This window comes from Paraburkholderia sp. GAS82 (assembly GCF_050436285.1).
GTDB lineage: Bacteria > Pseudomonadota > Gammaproteobacteria > Burkholderiales > Burkholderiaceae > Paraburkholderia > Paraburkholderia phenazinium_B.
In genome coordinates, this window is record NZ_JBNDLX010000005.1 from 395,209 (window position 1) to 413,147 (window position 17,939).

Sequence of the window (17,939 nt, forward strand, 5' to 3'; positions counted from 1 at the left end):
ACCCAGCATTACGTCGATGACTCAAGCAGATGCCGGTCAGGCACCCGCGACCTTGAACACCGAAACGGCCTCCATCAGCCTGGCTGCCTGCTCCTCCAGCGACTGGGACGCGGCCGCGGCCTGCTCGACCAGCGCCGAGTTCTGCTGGGTCGTCTGGTCCATTTCCGTCACAGCGAGATTCACCTGCTCGATACCTTTGCTTTGCTCGCTTGCAGCGAACGAGATTTCGGCGATGATCTTCGTGACCTTCTGCACCGAGCTAACCACATCGTTCATCGTCGAGCCCGCGCGTTCGGCGAGCGCCGAGCCCTGCGCGATCTGCCCGACCGAGTCGTTGATCAGCTGCTTGATCTCGCGCGCGGCAGAGGCACTGCGTTGCGCGAGATTGCGAACCTCGCTTGCGACGACCGCAAAGCCACGCCCATGCGCGCCTGCACGCGCGGCTTCGACCGCTGCGTTCAACGCGAGGATATTGGTCTGAAATGCGATGCCGTCGATCACACCAATGATCTCGGAGATTTTGCGCGAATGCACGGAAATCCCCTGCATGGTCTCGACGACGTTGCCGACCACCTGGCCACCAAGCACCGCCGTGTCCGATGCGCTCAACGCAAGGGTATTGGCCTCATTAGCGTTGTCCGCATTCTGTTTCACCGTCGACGTGAGCTGCTCCATGCTGGACGCGGTGCGTTCGAGCGACGCCGCCTGTTGCTCCGTACGATGGGACAGGTCGCTATTGCCCGAGGCGATCTCCTGCGCACCGACGTTGATCGATTCCGTGCTGCTGCGCACAGTCGCCACCGTCGTCACCAGGGCGTGCTGCATTTTCTTGAGGCCGGCGAACACCGCGCCCATTTCATTCTGACGTTCGATCGTGATCTCGCCGCGCAGATCGCCAGAGGCGATGCGCTCAAAATGCGCGATGACATGTACCAGCGGTCGCACGACGGCGCCGATCAGGATGTGTCGTGCAAGAAAGCCCAGCAGCAACGCGACGACCGCGACGCCACCGAGCACACCGACCATCGACTTGAAACGTGTCTGCGCTTCGGTATAGCGGGCCCTTTCGCGCTCGGTAAGCGCGTTTTCGAGGCTGGACATTGCGCTTTGATAGGCGTCTGACAAGGCTTTGGTTTCCTTGCCTTGCAGCGTCTTGAAGGCGCTAAAGTCCATCTGTTCGAGGGCATCGAAAGCGGGCAGCAACGCCTGTTTGACAAACGCACTGCGCTTGCCCTGCAACTGCGTCGCCAGATCCCGTACCGCCGGATCCATTGGCTGGTGCGCGAAATAGTCGGCAAATTGCCGGTCGGACTCCTTGATATCCTGACGGGCATTCACGAGCAACTGCGGTTCAGGATCTCCGACTCCGTACAGCGCGTGATAGCTGTCAAGCGACACGCGCACCCGTTGCAGTAATTCGCTGCTGGTCTTCAGATCGACCAGTATCCGGGTATCCTCCTCGACCATCTTGCTCATGCCTTCATTGGTGAGCTCGAGCATGCCGACGCTGATACCGATCACGCTCAGCAGGATCACGACAAAGGCCGTGATGACGAACGTGATGCTCCCGCGGATACTGGTGTCCTTGAACATCGTGTCCTTCCCCGTATTTTTTGATGTCCCCGCCGGCGTGTAATTGATTTTTGCCGTGCGGGGTGGCCCAAAAGCCGCTTAGCCCACTCGTTTGCTACGCCGGTAGCGGTCGAACAGCACGGCGAGCAACAGGATGCCGCCGCGAATCAGGTATTGATAGAACGTTGGCACGTTCAGCAGGCTCATTGCGTCCTGCACCGAACCCATGATCAGCACGCCCACGAGCACGCCGGAGATTGTTGCAACGCCGCCCGTCAAGGAGACGCCGCCGAGCACGCACGCCGAGATCACACCGAGTTCAAGGCCGACCGAAGTCTTGGGGTCACCGAGGCTCATCCGCGATGCGAGCATCACGCCGGCAAAACCGGTGACGAGGCCCTGCAGTACAAACACCACGATCTTGATGCGCGTAACAGGCAGGCCCGCCAGCAACGCGGCTTCGCTATTACCGCCCACAGCCAGCACATTCTTGCCGAACACCGTCTTTTTGAGCAGGAATCCGAACAGGACGAAGCCGACGATGTTGCTCCAGATCGGGAACGAAATACCGAGGAACGAACCGCCGCCCAGATCGAAGAAGCTTTCTTCGGAAATCATCACCGCGTCGCCGTTCGACGTGATGTACGCGAGACCGCGCACCACTTCCATCATGGCAAGGGTCACGATCAGCGAGTTGATCTTGTAGCGTGCGACGAGCACGCCATTCACGAGGCCGACGGCGCCTCCCGCCAGCACGCCGCCGGCGATGCCGAACATCACGCTATGCGTCGCGGTGATCAGCGTCGAAGCCACGACGCCCGAGAACGCGACGATCGATGCCACCGACAGGTCAACTTCACCGAGCGCCAGCACGAACATCATCGTGACCGAGATCGAACCGATCAGCGTAACCGAGAGCAAAAGCCCCTGAATATTGCGTGCGCTGATGAAATCCGGCACGGTCAGCGACAACGCGCCAAACAGTATGATGAAGACCATCACAATGCCTGACTTGTTGATGAAGTCCCATGCCTGCATGGCGCGCGGACGCGTGGCGACGCCGGACGCCGGATTCGTGGCTGCGGTGTTGGTAGGTTCTTGTGTTTGCATTGTGTCTGTTTCCATTCGGTCAGTCTGGCCTTAGCGCGGCAGGGCGAGCTTGATCAGCGCGTCTGGGCTCGCCTGGGCCTTCGGCAAATCGCCGACGATGCGGCCTTCCTTCATCACCAGCACCCGGTCCGCGATGCCAATGACTTCTGCGAGGTCGCTCGATACGACGATCACCGTGCGACCCGCTTCGGCCAGCCCATAGAGCAGGCCGTAAATTTCGCTGCGCGCGCCGACGTCGATGCCGCGGGTCGGTTCGTCCATCAGGAACACGTCGATCTCTTCGGCAAGCCAGCGCGACAGGATCACCTTCTGCTGATTGCCGCCCGAAAGCGTGCCGATAGGTGTCTCGCCGTTGCGCGTCTTGATTGCCAGCTTCGCGATGAATTCCTTCGCGGTCTGCGCTTCCTTGCGGCTGTTGAGCACGTTGAAGCGGCTAAAGTGGCGGCGGCAACTGATGTTCAGATTGTCTGAGACCGACGCGATCGAGACGATGCCTTCCTGCTTGCGATCTTCTGGACACAGCGCCACGCCGGCTCGCACCGCATCGCGCGGCGTCGTAAAGCGCACCGGCTTGCCTCTCAGCACAATCTCACCAGCAGCCGGTTTCACCGCGCCGTAGATCAGCTTCATCAATTCGGACCGGCCCGCGCCCACAAGGCCAAAGAAGCCGACGATCTCACCCTTGCGCGCGGAAAACGAGGCGGGCTCCTTGAGCCCCTTTCCCATCAGACCCTTCACTTCCAGTTGCACATCGCCCGTGGGACGCGTGCGGTAACCATACACATCCGCAATCGAGCGCCCCACCATGCAACTGATCAGGCGGTCCCGATCAAGCCCCGTACCTGCTTCGAAGGTGTCGATATGGTGTCCATCGCGAAACACCGTGACGCGATCGCACAGCTCATAGACTTCCTCCATGCGGTGCGTGACGTAGATAATCGCGCGACCTTCGGCCCTGAGCGCGCGGATGATGCGGAACAGCTGCGTCGTCTCGCGCGACGAGAGCGAACTGGTCGGCTCATCGAAGGCGATCACGCGGGCATCGCGCATCAGCGCCTTGCCGATCTCGATCATCTGACGCTGACCGATAGACAGATATTTGACCTGCTGAGCCGGATCGATCTTTTCGCCGAGGCGCTCAAGTTCGCGCATGGCACGTGCCAGCAGCGCCTTCTCGTCAAGCACACCGAAACGGTTGGGGAGCGCACCGAGCATCAGGTTCTCTGCCACCGTCAGTTCCGGCACCAGATGCAGTTCCTGATAGATGATCGCAACGCCGGCCTCGATGGCAGCCTTGGTGGTGGTGAACTGTTGCACCACGCCGTTCAGCGCGAGCGTGCCCGCGGCCGGCTGGTTCACGCCCGAGAGCACTTTCAGCAGCGTGGATTTGCCCGCGCCGTTTTCACCCATCAAACCATGAACTTCGCCGCGACGCACGTCGAGCGAAACCTGATCGAGCGCTAGTACGCCCGGAAACTGCACGGTGATGCCGGCAAGCTGGAGATACGCCTCGGTATCTGCGGAACTCCCGCCAGGAGCCGCGCTGGACACAGCAGCAGACGCCGCACCGCTGGAACTCAGATGCGCCGCGTCGGGTTGGGAAACCGTCATCAAATGCCTCTTGCTGGTGAATACGACGCGCGGGCGGACACCTTGAACACCTCAGGTGTGCCGCCCGCGCCGCGAGTGTTGCCCGTCATGCGGGCAGGCTCACGTGCACGCTCTTTCGAGCGCTCATTCGAACGCTTAAATACCGAGTTCCTTGCGCACGCTTTCCCAGTTGCTGCGCACCATCAACTCACCGGTCGTCTGCGTATCGGCGGGCGGCTGCTTGCCCGTCTTGATCCACTCGACGAGGTTCTCTGTGCTCTGCTTGCCGTGGTTCGTCGAGCTGACGGCGATCGTGCCGTAGAAGCCGGTCGGTTCCTTCTTCTGGAACTCGGCGAACGCTTCGCCAGCGCCGTTGATGCCGACGCCAATCACATCGGACGCGGGAATGTGCAACTGCTCGGTCGCGCGCACGCCGCCCAGCACCGTTTCTTCGTTGAGCGCGAAGATCACCCACTTCTTGATGTTCGGATGCTGTGCAAGCACCGGCGAGACTGCGTTGAAGCCGCCTTCGTCATCCGTCGTCTTTTGCGGTGCATCGAAGATGTTTTCTTTCTTGAAGCCGTTGGCGAGCAGCGACTGCGTGGCACCGTCGGTGCGTTGCTTGGCGGTCGGCAGTTCGTAGTCGGTGATGCGCAGCGCGCCGACTTCTTCCGGCTTCCAGCCGCGACGTTTCATTTCATCGGAGATTGCCTGGCCCACCTGATTACCGATCTTGATGGCCGACATGCCGAGGTGCGGCACATCGCCGAGCGGCTTGCCCGTCGAGTCCACCAGTTGATCGTCGACGGTGACGAACTTCATGTTGTAACGCTTGGCGCGTGCTTCGATTGCCGGTCCGAGACGCACGTCAGGCGCGCAGATCACAAAGCCCTTGGCGCCTTGCGCACCGAGGTTATCGATTGCAGCCAGCACCTTTTCGCCGTCCGGCGTGCCGATGTTCACTACCGAGAAGCCATCCTTCTGACCGACAGCGGTCGCGGCCTTCTGTTCATTGATGAACCACGCCTGTTCCGGCATCTTCACAAGGAAGCCGATCTTGAGGGGTTCATCTGCGCGCACCGAAACCTGGGCCGCGAACGGTACCGCGAGGACAGCCGCGGCAACTGCGGACAGGGTCAATCGGCGAAGCTTCTGGTTCATCTGGGTCTCCTGGAATACAACTTGGGTTTGACTACGTGTGGTCTAAGACTTGTGACTCGGCGCACGGCGTTCACTCGACGAAGGCTTCAACCGCGTGCCGGTGACCTAGCAGCAATGCATCGGCTACATGCTCGAGCGGTCGCAGATCGACGTCACTGCGGCCCGCGGTGATCAGTTCATGAAAGCGCTCGTACAGGCCGGGATATTCGCGTTCCGGGCCGACGTCGACGGCCACGCCGTCGATATGCAACTGCTTGCCGCCCTGCGAGAGACGCAGCACACCGCTGCTGGTCGTCACCTCGATCTGCCACAGTTCTTCAGAACCATGGCGCCAGTCGAACTCTGCGCGAACCGGCGTATCGTGGTCGTCGATGAAATTGAGGTTGGCGGCAATCGGGGTCTGCCGGTTGGACGGCACCCATAGCTCGGCCGACTTCAGGAAAAACGCGCGCGGCAAGATGCGCGTGATGATCGACAGCGCGTTGATGCCCGGATCGAACACGCCCAGGCCACCCGCTTCCCAGATCCAGTCCTGATTCGGATGCCACTTGCGGACGTCTTCTTTCCAGAGGACGGTCACCGACTTGATCTCGCGCTGTGCGAGCCAGGCCCGCGCGGTCTCGACCCCAGGCGCGTAGCGTGAATGCCACGAAGCGAACAGGCTGCAGCCTTTTTCCTGGGCCAGCGCGGCGAGAACGGTCACCTCGACGACACTCGCGCCGGGCGGCTTTTCCAGCATCACATGTTTACCGGCCAGCAGGGCAGCACGTGCCTGCTCGAAACGCACTTGCGGCGTGGCGCAAAGCGAGACCGCATCGAGATCAGGCTCTGCCGCGAGCAGTTCCTGCACTGTCTTGTAGTTGCGCACGCCGTCGACCTGCGCGTTGCGGCTGGCACAGGCGACGAGCTCGAACCCGTCGTTTCCCGCGAGAGCCGGCAAATGCTGATCGCGCGCGATCTTGCCCACGCCAACCAGGCCCACCGAAATTTGCTTTGGCATGTTTTGGCCTCAATGATTTTTACGCTGCTTCCGGCCACGCCTCGCCAGCGAGGTCGCGCCGTCCATCACAATTTTTAATAGTCACACTATATTGCGGGTGTTTTGGCACAAATATTCGTGAATACCCTAGTGAACACTCCAAATAGTCTTACTATAATGTGGGATCAGGAGGGCATCATGCCAGACAAAAAACGAGCGTTGCGCTCGACGCAGTGGTTCGGCACAGCCGACAAGAATGGTTTCATGTACCGCAGCTGGATGAAGAATCAGGGCATCCCCGATCACGAGTTCCAGGGCAAACCGATCATCGGCATCTGCAATACGTGGTCGGAGCTGACCCCGTGTAATGCGCACTTCCGCAAGATCGCGGAGCACGTCAAACGCGGGGTGTTCGAAGCAGGTGGCTTCCCGGTCGAGTTTCCGGTCTTCTCGAACGGCGAGTCGAACCTGCGCCCCACGGCCATGTTTACGCGCAACCTCGCGAGCATGGACGTGGAAGAGTCGATCCGCGGCAATCCGATCGACGCGGTTGTTCTGCTTGCGGGCTGCGATAAGACCACTCCTGCGCTCCTGATGGGTGCAGCGAGTTGCGACGTGCCCGCCATTATGGTCAGCGGCGGCCCGATGCTCAACGGCAAGCATCAAGGCCGTGACATCGGCTCCGGCACCGTTGTGTGGCAACTGAGCGAGCAGGTCAAGGCAGGCAAGATCTCTCTGCATGAATTCATGTCCGCTGAAGCCGGCATGTCGCGCTCGGCGGGTACCTGCAATACGATGGGCACCGCTTCGACCATGGCCTGCATGGCCGAGGCGCTTGGCGTGACGTTGCCGCATAACGCCGCGATTCCTGCTGTGGATGCACGCCGCTACGTGCTCGCCCATATGTCCGGCATGCGTATCGTCGAAATGGCGCTTGACGATCTGCGCCTGTCGAAGCTGCTGACGCGCGAAGCATTCGAGAACGCGATTCGCGTGAATGCCGCGATTGGCGGCTCCACCAATGCAGCGATCCATCTGAAGGCGATTGCCGGGCGGATTGGCGTGGACCTCGAACTCGACGACTGGACCCGCGTGGGCCGCGGCACGCCGACGCTCGTCGACCTGCAGCCGTCGGGCCGCTTCCTGATGGAAGAGTTTTACTATGCGGGCGGCTTGCCTGCGGTGCTTCGACGTCTCGGCGAAGCGGGCCTGCTGCCTCATCCGGATGCGTTGACCGCGAATGGTCAGTCGCTGTGGGACAACAACAAGGAAGCCCCGCTCTATAACGACGAAGTGATTCGTCCTCTGGACAAACCTCTCGTCGCCGACGGTGGGCTCTGCGTATTGCGCGGCAACCTCGCACCGAATGGCGCGGTGCTCAAGCCTTCCGCCGCCACGGCGTCGCTGCTCAAGCACCGCGGCCGCGCTGTCGTGTTCGAAAACTTCGACGACTACAAGGCACGCATCGGCGACCCCGACCTCGACGTGACCGCAGACTCCGTGCTCGTGATGAAGAATTGCGGGCCGAAGGGTTATCCGGGCATGGCCGAAGTGGGCAACATGGGCTTGCCGCCGAAGCTGCTCGCGCAAGGTGTGACGGACATGGTGCGCGTCTCGGATGCGCGCATGAGCGGCACCGCTTACGGCACCGTCGTGCTGCACGTGTCGCCGGAAGCGCGGGCGGGCGGCCCGCTCGCCGTGGTCCGCGAAGGCGACTGGATCGAACTGGACGCCCTCGCCGGACGGCTCCACCTGGACGTCAGCGCGGAAGAACTGACCGCGCGTCTGGCCGACTGGGCAGAATCGCAGCAGAAGTCGCCGGCTGATACGAGCGGATACCGACAGCTTTATGTCGATCACGTTCTGCAAGCCGATCAGGGTTGCGACTTCGACTTCCTGGTGGGATGCCGCGGCGCCGAGGTGCCTCGCCACTCGCATTGAAAATACGACGGCAACGGTAGCGGCCATGCCCTGCTAACCCGCGGCGTCGAATCCACTCACCGGCAGGCTCGCAACGCGATGCCTGCCGGGTCGCAACGCCCACCTTCCGCCAATGCATCGACCGAGCTCGACGCATATCTTCAGTCACTCCTCCCACCGAATTTCGGTCGTCAAAAGCCAAATAAATCCTGAGACTTTTATAAGGATTTTCTGAATCTCCAATTGAATTTCTTTACCAAATCCAACAATCGCGAAATTTATTTCTTACCAGATAAAATAACTCTAACATTTACCCTTCAGGCCGCGTGATATCCGCCGTTTACAAAAAGAGGTGGCGATCGTAGGCAGACTTCGCCACCGCGGCAAATCCAATCCGCCGTATCTGGCGTATTGAATAGCCGGAATAAATCGATCTGCATCGGCATTAAGATTTGATGTCGTAAATCGAATGCATACCCGTACCAGGCGTTTCTATAAAAAATAGGAATGCAAAGTACTGGGTGCCGCATGGAAAGCACCCGCAATGAAGTGGTCCGCCGTTCAGTCCGGAGGAGGAACGTCGCGGGCCCGAGCGCAAACGTTTGCCAACTATTCAGGAGTGTGAAGGGTATGAAGAGGTCGAAACCGAGGCTGGTCGATACACAAAGAATCGTTGCGAATCCGGGCACATCGGAGACGCAGTCCGGACAGTCAGACAGTCTCGCCATGCAGGCACAAATTGCTGCAAGCATTTCGCGCCGCACGTTTCTTTACAGCCTGGGCGCCCTGGCGCTGTCGGCATGTGGTGGCGAGGGAGTGGGAACGTCGTCCGATCAGGCGGCGCAGACATCCGAAGCGCCCAGATCCGCGACGACGACATCGGATCTGGCGCAAAGCAGTTCCTCCACCGGCACGTTCGTGCATCCGGGCTTGCTGCACACCCAGAGCGATTTTGACCGGATGAGCCAGAAGGTCGCGGCGCAAGCTTCTCCGTGGATAGATAGCTGGAACATCCTGATCGCGAACAGTCACGCGAGCCTGTCCTATTCGCCCCGCCCGCAGGCGGTCGTCTACCGGGGCAGCGACGGCGTGCATTCGCAGAACTACACTTTGCTGTACAACGACATCGCAGCCGCGTACGCCTGCGCGTTGCGCTGGAAAGTGACGGGCGCAACGGCGTATGCCGACAAGGCGGTGCAGATCATGAACGCCTGGTCGTCCGCATTGACCGCACTGGGCGGCGATACGAATGTCGATCTTGCCGCCGGCATTTACGGCTACGAATTTGCCAATGCTGGCGAAATCATGCGCACGTATTCGGGTTGGGCAGCCGCCGACTTCGCACGCTTCCAGAACATGATGTCCAGCATCTTTTATCCGATCAACCACGACTTCATCAACCGGCACAACAACACCCAGGAGACGCACTATTGGGCCAACTGGGATCTGTGCAACCTGGCATCGATCATGGCCATCGGCGTGCTGTGCGATAACCAGTCGCTCTTCGACGAAGCCGTTACGTTCTTCCAGAGCGGCCCCGGCAACGGCTGCATCCTGCAGGCGGTCTACTACGTGCATCCGGGCTATCTCGGCCAATGGCAGGAATCGGGACGTGACCAGGGGCACGCCACACTCGGCATCGCGCTGGCAGGCGCGATCTGCGAAATGGCCTGGAATCAGGGTGTCGATCTCTACGGCTACGACAACAACCGCTTCCTCATGGGGGCTGAATACGTTGCGAAAAGCAATCTGATCGAATCGGGCACGACCTATTACACGGTGCCCTTCGTGCGCTACAACAACGTCGACAATGTCAATCAGACCGGGTTTTCAACCTCTGCTCAGGGTACCGCGCGGCCTTGTTGGGCCCTCGTCTACAACCATTACGTCAACCGCAAGGGCATGGCCGCACCTTATACGCAGAAGTTCGCCGTGCTGGTCCAGCCGGAAGGCGGCGGAGGCAACTATGGATCAACCAGCGGCGGTTACGACCAGTTGGGCTATGGAACGCTGACCTGCACGCTGGACGCCATCGCCAACGGCGTGCCGCCGAGCGGGCTCGCCGCGACCTCAAGCGCGGGACAGGTCACCCTGTCGTGGTGGGGTACGGCCTATGCAACGAGCTATAACGTGCAGCGCGGCACTGCATCCGGCGGCCCCTACACGACCATTGCCAGCGGCGTCACCGATCTGCTCAGCTATACGGACAGTGGCCTCGCAGCAGGAACCTATTACTACGTCGTGACTGCGCAGACGCCGTCCGGTGAAACAGCCGCGTCGAACGAGGCGGTCGCCATCACCGCCGTACAACTGCAGACCTACCTGACTTTCGACGAAGGCAGCGGCACGAATGCGGCCGATTCAAGCGGCAAAGGGCACACGGGTACACTAACCGGCGGTGCGACCTGGGCGGCCGGCAAGCAAGGCCATGCTGTATCGCTCGACGGCAACACAGGCTATGTCAGCCTGCCCGCCAACATCGTTGCGGACGTCTCCGACTTCACGATCGCGGCCTGGGTGTACTGGAACGCGTCGAAGAACTGGGAACGCATATTCGACTTCGGCAGCGGCACGGGCCGCTACATGATGCTGACACCCCGCGCCAACACGGGCATCGCGCGCTTTGCGATCACACTCAACGGCAGCGCGGGCGAGCAGGACATCAACGGCAATGTCGCGCTGCCCACCGGACAGTGGGCGCATGTCGCGGTAACGCTGTCGGGCAGTGTCGGTACGCTGTACCTGAATGGCAACGCCATCGGCTCCAATACGGCAATGTCGTTCGCGCCGTACCTCGTGGAAAGTACCAACCAGAACTGGATCGGCCGTTCGCAGTTTGCAGCAGACCCCTACTTCAACGGCTTGATCGATGAGTTCCGCATCTATCGCAACGCGCTCACTGCCGAACAGATCACTGCATTGATCTCGGCATAGCGACGGTCTGCCGGATGCCGACGCCTTCTACAGGCATCGGCATCCACGCACGCGCAGCCTTGCTACTCTCACGCGAAATCCACCACCGTGCATTGCAGCCCTGCCATCTGTCCTGCGGCGTCTATCGCCGCCTCAAGAGCGGCGAATGAATACGACTGCAGCTCGACCGCGTCGAGCGGTATCTGGCCCGACGCTACCAGTGCAACCAGCGCAAGATAATCGGCACGCGTGTACATGAAATTGCCGATCAACTCCCAGTTGTTTAGCATCATCTCCTGGTACGCGATCGGCAAGTCCACCTGCATGCTGCCCATCAGCACGAGCCGGCCGCCGCGGCGCAAGCTGCGCAGCGCGGCGAGCGTCGCCTGAGGATCGGTTGCCTGGCCAACCATGTCGAACGCGAGATCCGCACCGCCGCCCGACGCGGTGCGAATCTCGGCAGCGTCCTGGGTGGCATCCCCCGTCAATACGACCGGTATGACCCGCCCTCGCCCCAGTTCGACGAGCGCCTGCAGCGGTTGAGGCCGCCGGCCCAGCGCGATCACACGGGTCGCGCCCATCGCGAGCGCAGCGAGTACCGCGGACGATCCGAAATAACCGGTGGCGCCGTTTATCACGACGGTTTCACCCGCCGTCAGCCGGCCGCGCCGCAGCCCGCCGAACGGCACCGCGAACTTGCCGAGCACCGCAAGCCGCGTGGCTGAAACGTCTTCGAGGCCATCGAGCGCGATCAGCGTCGCAGCAGGAAACTCGGCCAGCTCGCGCAACGTGCCGTGCGGGAAATCAGCCAGCAACACACCGCTGTCCGCGCTGATCGCTGTCAGGCCGAGCAGCGCCTGAGCAGGTTCGCGCACGGTTTCATCCGCCACCCAGTAGGGATTCACCGCAACGCGTTGACCGGCGTGGAATGCCACTACGCCCTCACCGACCGCCTCTACCCGGCCCACACCGTTCGTGCCGGGTGAAAACGGCCCCGGCGGGTATGCATAGGGCAGCTTTCCTTCGACGTAGCTGCGCGTGTAACTCAAAAGCGGCGCCGCTTCCATCCGCACCAGCACTGCGCCGCGACGCGGCTGCGGTTGTGCGACCTCGCGCAGGGCGAGCGGTTGGCCGGGTTCATCGAGCATCCAGGCTTTCATGTCTGACTCCAGAGAGAAGGTTGACTGCATGCCTTGACTCTAGAGCCTGGCCACGTATTCCTGAAATCAATTACTCAAATGCGACCCATCAGCGCGATTGATACAGATGGTATGAGGTCCGGCGTCGCACGCTGCCGATCACAGCGTCGCCGTGACTCCGCCGTCCACGTAAAGAATGTGACCGTTCACGAAGTTCGACCCGTCGCTTGCGAGGAATACCGCCGCCCCGACGAGGTCTTCGACTTCACCCCAGCGCCGCGAAGGCGTGCGTCCGATCAACCACGCGCTGAACTTCTCGTCGTTGACTAGCGCTTCAGTCAGTTCGGTTTTGAAATACCCCGGTCCCAGACCATTGACCTGAATGCCATGCTGGCCCCAGTCGATGGCCATGCCCTTGGTCAACATTTTCACCGCGCCTTTGCTCGCCGTGTAAGCGGCGATATTCGGCCGACCCAACTCGCTCTGCACCGAGCAAATGTTGATGATCTTGCCGCGCTTACGTTCGATCATATGACGCGCCACCGCTTGCCCCACCAGGAAGACGCTTTCGACGTTCGTCTTCATGAGCTCTTCCCACTGTGCATGGGAAAACTGCTCGAGGGGTGCGCGCCGTTGCATGCCCGCGTTATTGACCAGAATATCGATCGGGCCGATCTCCCGTTCGATACGCCCGATCGCCGCCTCCACTTCGCCCGGCGACGTCACATCGAAGCTGGCGGCGTGCGCGGTTGCACCGTCGGCATTCAGCCGGCCGACAGCGTCGTTCAGGCGCGCCTCGCTGCGAGCGTTCAGAACGACCTCAGCCCCCGCTGCGGCAAGTCCTGTTGCCAATGCATAACCGATCCCGGTACTCGAACCCGTAATCAAGGCACGGCGGCCCGACAGATCGAACATCCCCAAGATATTCTTCAACTCAGATCCTTTGCGTCCTTGCTAAAGACACCGTTTTACCGCACCGGCGCACAAGGCGCCAGGGTGCGGCACATTTCAATGCGTCTCTTCACGACACCGGCGTGAACTTGAGCTGACTGATCGGCGTGACCTTGTCGGTCCGCACGAGGCCGTACGGAGTCTTCGGACCCAGCCATTTATTGAACACACCGCTCATCTCGCCGCTCTGCTCCATCGCCGCCAGCGCCTTGTTGACCGCATCGAGCATCGCCGGTTCGTTCTGACGCAGGCCCACCGCGATCGGCTCGATCAACATCGGCTCGGAAGCGATCGCGACCGCGCCATCCGTGCCGTCAACCTGTTTCGTGATCTTGATGGCAGTCATCTGGTTCGTGACGAAGCCCTTCACCTTGTCCTGCTCAAGCGCGAGGAACGCCGAACTCGTATCATGGAAGGTCACCGCCTGGCCATCCTTGATGGACAAAGGAATCGACTGCGCGGAAGTCGAACCGTCCGCGGCACTGATCTTCTGTCCAGCGAAGTCAGTCAATTTCTTCGTCGCATCGGCTTTCTTGACGACCAGCACTTCCTTGGTCGAATAGTAAGCATCGCTGAATGCAATCTGCGTTGCGCGCGTCTTCGTATAGGCCAGGTTAGCCACGACCACATCGACGCGTCCAAGCTTCAGTTGCGGAATACGCGCCTCCACAGCCAGCGGTTCGAGCTTCGCCTTGACGCCCAGTTGTTTGGCGATCCCATTGCAGAGGTCGACATCCATGCCTTCGAGCTGGCGTGTCTGCGCATCCGGATACGAAAACGGTTCGACGTTCGAATAGACACCGCAGGTCAACTCGCCGTGGCTCTTGATATCAGCCAGTTGATCCGCGTAAGCAGGAGTCAAACATGCAGCCGTACCACCAAGGACTAACAGCCCCGCAACAAACTTCTTCCCTTGCATCGTCATGCTCCTGAGTTATATGAGTAAGGCTATCGATCAGCCAGGTGGTACAAGATGTCTACATCGAATCGTCAATGCGTACGCAGATCGGACAGGAATCGCTGCGCACGCGCATGCTGCGGGCGTGAAAAGAACTCTTCGGGCGGCGCCGTCTCCAGAATCTTGCCGGCATCCATGAACCAGACCCGGTCGGCCACTTCGCGCGCGAAACCCATCTCGTGGGTGACGCACATCATCGTCATGCCTTCCTGGGCCAGGCTCTTCATTACGTTCAGGACTTCACCCACCATCTCCGGGTCGAGCGCGCTGGTCGGTTCGTCGAACAGCATCGCGGGAGGGTCCATAGCCAGCGCACGGGCAATCGCCACGCGCTGCTGCTGGCCCCCCGAGAGTTGCGGCGGATAGGCGCTCGCCTTGTTGGACAGTCCCACGCGTGCCAGAAGATCGGCCGCCTTACGCTCGGCGTTCGCGCGCTTCAGACCGTTTACACGCATCGGCGAGAGCGTGATGTTCTCCAGCACCGACAGATGCGGAAACAGGTTGAACTGCTGAAACACGAAGCCGATGCGGCTTCGATAAGCATTCAGACTGAGCTTCCGGTCGTGAATATTCTGGCCATCGAACGAAATCTGTCCGCGATCGATTTCCTCGAGCCGGTTGACCGTGCGAATCAGCGTCGATTTGCCGGAGCCGGACGGTCCGCACACGACGACCACTTCGCCCTTGCGAACCTCGGCGTTCACATCCACGAGTGCGTGATATTCGCCGTACCATTTGTTGACGCTGGAAAACTTGATCATGCGAATTCCTTGGATAGTGGGACGCCTAGTTCTCGCTAGGCAGCGGATCAGGCAGAGAGGCCGAGGCCACCTTGCTGTTCCTCGCAGTCGAACCCGCCCGCTTCTTCGTCACGCGGCGCTCCAGATGGCGCGCGAAGCGCGTCAGCGCATAACACAGCACGAAGTAGCTCAGCGCGAGAATCAGATACACGGAGAACGGTTTCGTCAGCAGCCGGTTGTTGATCTGGTCGGCCGCGAACGAGATTTCCTGGACGTTGATGATGTAGCCGAGCGAAGTTTCCTTCACCGTCGAAACGAACTGCGTGACCATGCTTGGCAGTACGTTATAAAGCGCCTGCGGCAGGATGATCGCGCGCATCGTCCCCAGGTAGCTCATGCCGAGCGCGCGCGATGCTTCGACCTGGCCTTTCGGAAGCGCCTCGATACCGGCACGGATGATTTCGCCCAGATACGCCGAGTCGTAGACCACCAGGGCGCACAGCATCGTCACGAAGCCCGTGACCGGATAGCCGGTAAGCACGGGCACGAGAAAGTACACCCAGAAAATCACCATCAACAACGGGATGCCGCGCACCATATAGACCAGGCCCGTAGCCGGCGCACGCAGAAGCGGGAACGGACTGATCCGCGCAAGCGCCACGAGGATGCCCAGCGGAAAGGCAATGACGAGTGCCGACAGCGACAGCAGTATCGTCAGGACGATGCCGCCCAGCGGGCCATGCGGATACTGCCCGATCAGCAGCAGCGTCCAGTTGTCGCGCAGGATCTGCAACATGATCACTTCACTCCCGGAATGCGGTAGTGCGTCGCGAGCTTCGCTCCCGCCAGCATGATGACGAGCGAGATCGTGAGGTAGACCACCGTCGCGACAAAATACGACTCGAAGGAGAGGAACGTTTCGTTTTCAATCTGCCGCGTGACGTAGGTCAGCTCGGCTGCTCCGATTGCCATCGCAAGACTCGTGTTCTTGAACAGCAGGACGGCGTGGTTGACCATCGGCGGAATGGCATTGCGCAGGGCCTGGGGCAGAACGACGTAGCGCAGGCCGCTGACAAAATTCAGGCCCAACGCGCGCGAGGCTTCGTACTGGCCATAAGGAATGGCACGCAGGCCGCTGCGAATATCTTCGGAGAGGTAAGCCGCGCTGCACAGGCCGATCGCAATCACGGCAAACACGAACTGGCCGTTGTACTGGTTCAGCAGATCCTGCAAACCTTGCGGCAAGACATTCGAAATGCCGAAGTACCAGAACAGGATCTGGACCAGCATCGGCACATTGCGGTGGTAGGCCACGAACGCTGACACGAAGGCAGTCGCGGCACGATTGTTGGTCAGGCGGATCAACGTCAGCAGAATCCCCACCACCAGCGAGAGAAGCCACGCCAATACGGCCATCGCGAGTGTGAGTTCGACACCGTGCAGGAAGAGCGCGCCGTAGTCGCCTTGCAGCACCGTCGCCAGGTCAAAATGAAGTTTCATATTGCACGCCCCAATGATTCGGATCGGACCGATGTTCGCTGCATTGCATGATCAGCAGTCACATCGTCTTTGAAAGCGGAAATGCCGTCTGCTCCCACGTTGAATTCATACTAGCTCGCGAAAATAGACCCTTGCAGAGGCCTTTCTTCTGGCGCAATAAGTTTCGCGAATGATGCGGGTGACGACCGGCGGACAACCTGATGGACCGGGCTTTGCATGACTTTTGTCTCCATGACAGGGGGCGTTTCCAGCCACCCTGCTTTTTTAAGCGCGCTTTTGCGTCGAGGCAAAAGCGCGTAACACTCAAACGCGCAGGCCAGTGCCGCCTGTGTCGCGTTACGGCACGCTCAGACGGTGGCCGCCGCGTGCGTCAGCACTTGCGGATTGATCGGGGTGGGCGGCTTGCCCGGCGTATTACCCAGTCCGAGTGCGGCGATCAGATTGTCTACACAAAGCGCCGCCATGGCCCGCCGGGTGGCGACCGAGGCACTGCCGATATGCGGCGTCAGAACCACATTGCTCAACTCGAGCAGTGCGGGATTCAGCGCCGGCTCGCCCTCGAAGACATCAAGGCCTGCCGCTGCGATGCTGCCCTCGGCCAACGCAACCGCCAGCGCGGCATCGTCGACCACGCCGCCGCGTGCGATATTGGTCAGCGTCGCCGACGACTTCATCTGCTTGAGCTGCGCCGCGCCGATAGCGTGATGCGAACTCGCCGAATACGGCACGACGATGATCAGGTGATCGGATTCGCGCAGCAGCGTGTCCTTGTCGACGTAACGCGCCTGGCAACTTGCCTCGACTTCAGGCGCGAGCGGCGAGCGGTTGTGATAGATCACCTGCATGCCGAAGCCCAGGGCGCCACGTCGCGCGATGGCCTGGCCGATACGGCCCATGCCGAGAATCCCCAGGGTCGCGCCATGCACATCGCCGCCGACGAACATGTCGTAACGCCCCGTCTTGATCCATTCGCCGCGGCGCAGAAAGCGCTCCGACTCCGTGATGCGCCGCGCGGCTGCCATCATCAGCGCGAAGCCGAAGTCGGCGGTCGTGCCGGTGAGGACGTCCGGCGTGTTCGTGACCAGTACGCCACGTGCCGTACAAGCGTCGACGTCGACGTTGTTGTAACCCACGCCGATATTGCAGACGGCCCGCAACTGCGGACAGGCGTCGAGCAGGGTAGCGTCGATCCGGTCGCTGCCCGCCGTCACCGCGGCCGTTTTGCCTTGCAGGTGCGCGATGAGTTCGGGTTGGGTCCAGACGGTGTCATCAGGGTTATCGGTCACATCAAAATGCACCCGCAGACGATCAACGATGTCGGGAAACGACGCACGGGTAACGAGGACCGATGCTCGCATGGGACAGCTCCTTGGTTGGATTCAGATGATGTTCTTGCGCATGCCGGA

General features: G+C 60.8%; 14 protein-coding genes. 2 read left to right on the forward strand and 12 right to left on the reverse strand.

Going from position 1 to position 17,939, the window contains the following annotated elements; all coding sequences use genetic code 11:
- Positions 1–36: 36 nt before the first annotated feature.
- The 5 genes from P3T17_RS18210 to P3T17_RS18230 all read right to left on the reverse strand — a co-directional run bounded on the left by P3T17_RS18210 (position 37) and on the right by P3T17_RS18230 (position 6,433).
- Positions 37–1,593 (reverse strand): methyl-accepting chemotaxis protein, encoded by a 1,557-nt coding sequence (locus P3T17_RS18210; RefSeq protein WP_429408339.1) that lies wholly within the window; start codon positions 1,591–1,593, stop codon positions 37–39.
- Positions 1,594–1,671: 78 nt separating this feature from the next.
- Complete coding sequence (gene araH, locus P3T17_RS18215) at positions 1,672–2,682, reverse strand: L-arabinose ABC transporter permease AraH (protein WP_074266214.1); 1,011 nt, start codon at positions 2,680–2,682, stop codon at positions 1,672–1,674.
- A gap of 30 nt (positions 2,683–2,712) precedes the next feature.
- A complete protein-coding gene (araG, locus tag P3T17_RS18220; protein WP_429408341.1) occupies positions 2,713–4,293 on the reverse strand; it encodes an L-arabinose ABC transporter ATP-binding protein AraG in 1,581 nt (526 codons plus the stop codon).
- Between the two features lie 135 nt (positions 4,294–4,428).
- Positions 4,429–5,433 carry an arabinose ABC transporter substrate-binding protein gene (locus P3T17_RS18225; RefSeq protein ID WP_074266215.1) on the reverse strand — a complete coding sequence of 335 codons (1,005 nt, stop codon included), beginning with the start codon at positions 5,431–5,433 and terminating at the stop codon, positions 4,429–4,431.
- A gap of 70 nt (positions 5,434–5,503) precedes the next feature.
- Complete coding sequence (locus P3T17_RS18230; protein WP_429408343.1) at positions 5,504–6,433, reverse strand: Gfo/Idh/MocA family protein; 930 nt, start codon at positions 6,431–6,433, stop codon at positions 5,504–5,506.
- 177 nt (positions 6,434–6,610) lie between these two features.
- Here P3T17_RS18230 and P3T17_RS18235 point away from each other — a divergent pair, with 177 nt between their 5' ends.
- Positions 6,611–8,353 (forward strand): IlvD/Edd family dehydratase, encoded by a 1,743-nt coding sequence (locus P3T17_RS18235; RefSeq protein WP_429286034.1) that lies wholly within the window; start codon positions 6,611–6,613, stop codon positions 8,351–8,353.
- 705 nt (positions 8,354–9,058) lie between these two features.
- Positions 9,059–11,266 carry a LamG-like jellyroll fold domain-containing protein gene (locus P3T17_RS18240; protein ID WP_429408531.1) on the forward strand — a complete coding sequence of 736 codons (2,208 nt, stop codon included), beginning with the start codon at positions 9,059–9,061 and terminating at the stop codon, positions 11,264–11,266.
- A 68-nt stretch (positions 11,267–11,334) separates the two neighbouring features.
- Here the strand turns inward: P3T17_RS18240 and P3T17_RS18245 are convergent, their stop codons facing one another.
- From P3T17_RS18245 to P3T17_RS18275, 7 genes are all read right to left on the reverse strand, one after another.
- Entirely contained in the window at positions 11,335–12,405 is a 1,071-nt protein-coding gene (locus tag P3T17_RS18245; protein ID WP_429408345.1) for a zinc-binding dehydrogenase, read from the reverse strand.
- A 138-nt stretch (positions 12,406–12,543) separates the two neighbouring features.
- Complete coding sequence (locus tag P3T17_RS18250; protein ID WP_429286191.1) at positions 12,544–13,299, reverse strand: glucose 1-dehydrogenase; 756 nt, start codon at positions 13,297–13,299, stop codon at positions 12,544–12,546.
- A 106-nt stretch (positions 13,300–13,405) separates the two neighbouring features.
- Positions 13,406–14,254 (reverse strand): transporter substrate-binding domain-containing protein, encoded by an 849-nt coding sequence (locus P3T17_RS18255; RefSeq protein WP_174567538.1) that lies wholly within the window; start codon positions 14,252–14,254, stop codon positions 13,406–13,408.
- A 71-nt stretch (positions 14,255–14,325) separates the two neighbouring features.
- Positions 14,326–15,054: an amino acid ABC transporter ATP-binding protein gene (locus tag P3T17_RS18260; RefSeq protein WP_074266222.1), complete on the reverse strand. Its 729-nt coding sequence runs from the start codon at positions 15,052–15,054 to the stop codon at positions 14,326–14,328.
- Between the two features lie 25 nt (positions 15,055–15,079).
- Positions 15,080–15,829 carry an amino acid ABC transporter permease gene (locus P3T17_RS18265; protein ID WP_429286036.1) on the reverse strand — a complete coding sequence of 250 codons (750 nt, stop codon included), beginning with the start codon at positions 15,827–15,829 and terminating at the stop codon, positions 15,080–15,082.
- A 2-nt stretch (positions 15,830–15,831) separates the two neighbouring features.
- Complete coding sequence (locus P3T17_RS18270; protein WP_074266224.1) at positions 15,832–16,533, reverse strand: amino acid ABC transporter permease; 702 nt, start codon at positions 16,531–16,533, stop codon at positions 15,832–15,834.
- 347 nt (positions 16,534–16,880) lie between these two features.
- Complete coding sequence (locus P3T17_RS18275) at positions 16,881–17,891, reverse strand: 2-hydroxyacid dehydrogenase (protein ID WP_429286037.1); 1,011 nt, start codon at positions 17,889–17,891, stop codon at positions 16,881–16,883.
- Between the last annotated feature and the right edge of the window lie 48 nt (positions 17,892–17,939).

Coding starts and splice junctions, on each gene's coding strand:
- P3T17_RS18210 (WP_429408339.1), bottom strand. CDS start 1,593: ATGTTCAAGGACACCAGTATCCGCGGGAGCATCACGTTCGTCATCACG.
- araH (WP_074266214.1), bottom strand. CDS start 2,682: ATGCAAACACAAGAACCTACCAACACCGCAGCCACGAATCCGGCGTCC.
- araG (WP_429408341.1), bottom strand. CDS start 4,293: ATGACGGTTTCCCAACCCGACGCGGCGCATCTGAGTTCCAGCGGTGCG.
- P3T17_RS18225 (WP_074266215.1), bottom strand. CDS start 5,433: ATGAACCAGAAGCTTCGCCGATTGACCCTGTCCGCAGTTGCCGCGGCT.
- P3T17_RS18230 (WP_429408343.1), bottom strand. CDS start 6,433: ATGCCAAAGCAAATTTCGGTGGGCCTGGTTGGCGTGGGCAAGATCGCG.
- P3T17_RS18235 (WP_429286034.1), top strand. CDS start 6,611: ATGCCAGACAAAAAACGAGCGTTGCGCTCGACGCAGTGGTTCGGCACA.
- P3T17_RS18240 (WP_429408531.1), top strand. CDS start 9,059: ATGCAGGCACAAATTGCTGCAAGCATTTCGCGCCGCACGTTTCTTTAC.
- P3T17_RS18245 (WP_429408345.1), bottom strand. CDS start 12,405: ATGAAAGCCTGGATGCTCGATGAACCCGGCCAACCGCTCGCCCTGCGC.
- P3T17_RS18250 (WP_429286191.1), bottom strand. CDS start 13,299: ATGTTCGATCTGTCGGGCCGCCGTGCCTTGATTACGGGTTCGAGTACC.
- P3T17_RS18255 (WP_174567538.1), bottom strand. CDS start 14,254: ATGCAAGGGAAGAAGTTTGTTGCGGGGCTGTTAGTCCTTGGTGGTACG.
- P3T17_RS18260 (WP_074266222.1), bottom strand. CDS start 15,054: ATGATCAAGTTTTCCAGCGTCAACAAATGGTACGGCGAATATCACGCA.
- P3T17_RS18265 (WP_429286036.1), bottom strand. CDS start 15,829: ATGTTGCAGATCCTGCGCGACAACTGGACGCTGCTGCTGATCGGGCAG.
- P3T17_RS18270 (WP_074266224.1), bottom strand. CDS start 16,533: ATGAAACTTCATTTTGACCTGGCGACGGTGCTGCAAGGCGACTACGGC.
- P3T17_RS18275 (WP_429286037.1), bottom strand. CDS start 17,891: ATGCGAGCATCGGTCCTCGTTACCCGTGCGTCGTTTCCCGACATCGTT.